This is a genomic window from Atribacterota bacterium (genome assembly GCA_028717805.1).
In the GTDB taxonomy this organism is placed as follows: domain Bacteria; phylum Atribacterota; class Phoenicimicrobiia; order Phoenicimicrobiales; family Stramentimicrobiaceae; genus Stramentimicrobium.
In genome coordinates, this window is the sequence record JAQUNC010000084.1 from 1 (window position 1) to 3406 (window position 3406).

General features: G+C 34.7%; 4 protein-coding genes. All 4 read left to right on the plus strand.

The window, feature by feature from the left end; genetic code table 11:
* Window positions 1-154: 154 nt before the first annotated feature.
* The gene (locus PHD84_10670) at window positions 155-1408 is read left to right on the plus strand and encodes a 3-isopropylmalate dehydratase large subunit (GenBank protein MDD5638258.1); all 1254 of its coding nucleotides are present in this window, start codon (window positions 155-157) and stop codon (window positions 1406-1408) included.
* A 28-nt stretch (window positions 1409-1436) separates the two neighbouring features.
* On the plus strand, window positions 1437-1928 hold the full coding sequence (locus PHD84_10675; protein MDD5638259.1) for a 3-isopropylmalate dehydratase: 492 nt from the start codon (window positions 1437-1439) through the stop codon (window positions 1926-1928).
* A gap of 336 nt (window positions 1929-2264) precedes the next feature.
* A complete protein-coding gene (locus tag PHD84_10680; protein ID MDD5638260.1) occupies window positions 2265-2369 on the plus strand; it encodes a helix-turn-helix domain-containing protein in 105 nt (34 codons plus the stop codon).
* A gap of 184 nt (window positions 2370-2553) precedes the next feature.
* Window positions 2554-3406, plus strand: an 853-nt coding sequence (locus tag PHD84_10685; protein ID MDD5638261.1) for an isocitrate lyase/PEP mutase family protein, incomplete at its 3' end; no start/stop codon positions are given.

The following is a 3406-nucleotide window of genomic DNA, read 5'->3' on the forward strand; positions in this document are numbered from 1 at the left end:
CGAAAATAGGAAAGAACCCTCCGTAAATCCTTATCCAATAAGAGTTTTAAAGCTGGAGGTGAAATGTAAAAGCGTATGCTCTGGAAAGCCTTGTAAAGTATGGGTTTCAGAGTTTTCTGAAAGCATGATATTAATAATATAAGGAGGTACTATTATGGGTATGACTATGGCTGAGAAAATATTAAAGCGAGCAAGTGGTAAAAGCCATATAAAGGCTGGAGATTATGTTAATGCTAATGTTGATTTGGCTTTTATTATAGAGGGGGCGCCGATTTTTGAAATTCTTAAAGAAGCAAATGTTAATAGAGTATGGGATGCATCTAAAGTTATAAGTGTGATAGATCATGCTATACCTCCTCCAAATAAGTATTTTGCAGAACAGTATAAAATTGTTCGAGAAATGTTAAGGGAATTTGATATTTCTACAGCTTATGGAGAAAGAGCAGGTATTTGTCATCAGATTATCGTTGAAAAAGGACATGTCATTCCAGGTATACTGATTTTGGGTAACGATTCACATACTACAACATATGGAGCAATTGGAGCTGCTGGAGCTGGCATTGGTTATACGGAAATGGCTTATCTATTAAAAAAGGGTTCTATTTGGCTAAAAGTACCGCAAACTATAAAATTTAATCTTATCGGAAAATTAAAACATATGGTTATGTCCAAAGATATTTTTCTTTATATAGCTGGGGAATATTCTAGCGAGGTAGCTCAGTACAAAGCCGTAGAATTTACAGGTGACGGGGCGCATGAGCTCAGTATTGCTAGTAGAATGACTATGAGCAATATGGGGGTTGAAATTGGTGCCAAGTTCGCCTTTTTTGAAGCAGATGAAAAAACACTTGAATTTCTTAGAGAAAAAAATAATCTATCTCTAAAAACTTTTAAAGCTGATCCAGATGCTAGTTATGAAAAGGAATTTAATATAGATGTTAGCAGTCTTGAACCCCAAGTTGCCTTTCCGCATAAAGTTGATAATGTAAAACCCATAAGTGAAGTGGAAGAAATAAAAATTGATCAAGCTTTTCTTGGATCATGTACTAATTCAAGATTTGAAGATTTAGAAATAGCTGCCAATATATTAAAGAATAGGAAAGTTCATCCTAGTGTTAGAATGGTGATTATACCTGCCTCTTGGGAGATCTATTCCGAGACAATGCACAAAGGATTAATAGATATTTTCATAAATGCTGGAGCCTTAATTGGACCTCCTGGATGTGGTCCATGTTGTGGTAATCATTTAGGTATCCTAGGATCAGGCGAGAGGTGTATTGGAAGTCATAACAGGAATTTTAAAGGTAGAATGGGTAGTAATAAAGCTGAAATATATCTCGGGTCTCCTGCCACAGTTGCTGCTTCAGCTTTAGAAGGAAAAATTGCTGATCCACGGACTTATATATAAGTAATTAATATGATAGGAGGAATCACTCGTGAGCTTTGTCATCAAAGGTAGAGTATGGGTTTTTGGAAATGATATTAGCACAGACCTTATGGCACCTGGGATAGATCGATGGGCTTCTTGGAAAGAAGCAAAATGCCATGTTCTGGAAGTTGTGAATCCTAGTTTTCCTAAAGAGGTCAAAGAGGGTGATATCATAGTAGCTGGTAGAAATTTTGGATGCGGTTCCAGCCGAGAAAGGGCACCAAGAAATTTAATGAACTTGGGTATAAAGTGTATAATTGGAGAATCTTTCGGTAGGATATTTTTTCGAAATAGCATTGCTTTGGGTATTCCGATTATATATTGTCAGAATGTTTCTTCAATCTTTGAACAGGGAGATGTTGCTGTTATAGACATAGAGAATGCCCTGGTTTTAAATCACTCTAAGAACTTGTCATTAAAATGCAAACCTTTATCAGTACAAATAATTGAAATGCTTAAAGAAGGTGGAATAGTTCCTCTTCTAAAAAAGCAAAGATAAAGAAAGGGGATATGCTACATATCTCGGGCTAGTCATTTAATCCTAGCATTAGTCTTGAGCTATAGAGGTGAGTATAGCATTTTTTCTATTTCTTCTGGCCATTCTCTGGTAGAAAATGGATTTATGATATTACATATAATTTCTAATATATATTGTAAACAAGGCAACTGAAACAAGAAAGGTATTTGGGGAAAAGTCTGTTTTATTTCAACAACGGGGATCGCTAAGTGACTAATCAAAAGATAAGTTTAACAAAACAACAAACAAGAAAAAAGAAAAGCACGGTTTTATTTTTTTACTTTATCAAGCATATAGGGGTGGGGAATAAATTTACACATAGCTTTAAATTCCAATGATTGGGATAAAAGTCAAGCAGCGAAGACATTAGGGATTAGCAGAACGACATTATGGAGAAAAATGAAGATTTATGGGCTCGAATAATGATTATCTATATGTTTCAATATCGTTAAAATATATTGCAACAACATTGTAACCTTTCTTATTAGTGGGCATTCAAAACAATATAAAGAAGCATTTTTTACTGTCTTTTTGAGTTGGCATGTTTTTTGCTTATGTTTAAGATATCAATAGATATATCTGGAAAATATTATAAGGAGAGAACAATTTGCGAAAAACAAGACTTTTAAGAAACTTGTTACAAGACAAAAAAATATTAGTAGCTCCTGGAGCATATGATGTTTTTAGTGCAAAAATGATTGAAAAGATGGGATTCAAGGCAATATATATGACTGGCTATGGTGCTTCTGCAAGTATTATTGGGCAACCCGATGTGGGATTACTCACTATGACTGAAATGGCGAAAAGAGCTGGTGATATTGCTAAAGCAGTTAAAATACCTGTTATTGCTGATGCAGATACCGGATATGGAAATCCATTAAATGTTAGAAGAACAGTTATGGAGTATGAAAGAGCTGGAGTTGCCGGGATACAATTAGAAGACCAGACATTCCCCAAAAAATGTGGTCATATGCTGGGGCGAAAAATTATTCCCAAAGAAGATATGGTTCAAAAAATAAAAGCTGCCTGTGATGCCCGGGAAGACAAAGATCTTGTTATTATTGCCCGAACAGATGCAAGAACGAATTTTGGGTTGGATGAAGCACTTTCTAGAGGGAAGATATATCAGCAGGTAGGAGCAGATCTTATTTTTATTGAATCACCAGAGAACGTTGAGGAGATGAAAAAAATTAATAATTTTTTTAAGGATATACCCACTTTGGCTAATATAATAGAAGGCGGAAGGACTCCTAATTTAACAAATAATGAATTAGAAAGTTTGGGTTTTTCTATTGTAATATATAGTACCGGTCCTATATATTCTGCTGCCAAAGGCTTAAAAGATTATTTAACTGAATTAATCACCAGAGAAACTACGATTTCGAGGATAAATGAGATAATTTCCTTTCAAGAATTTAACGAACTTATCGGATTGAAGGAATATCTTGAATTAGAAAAAA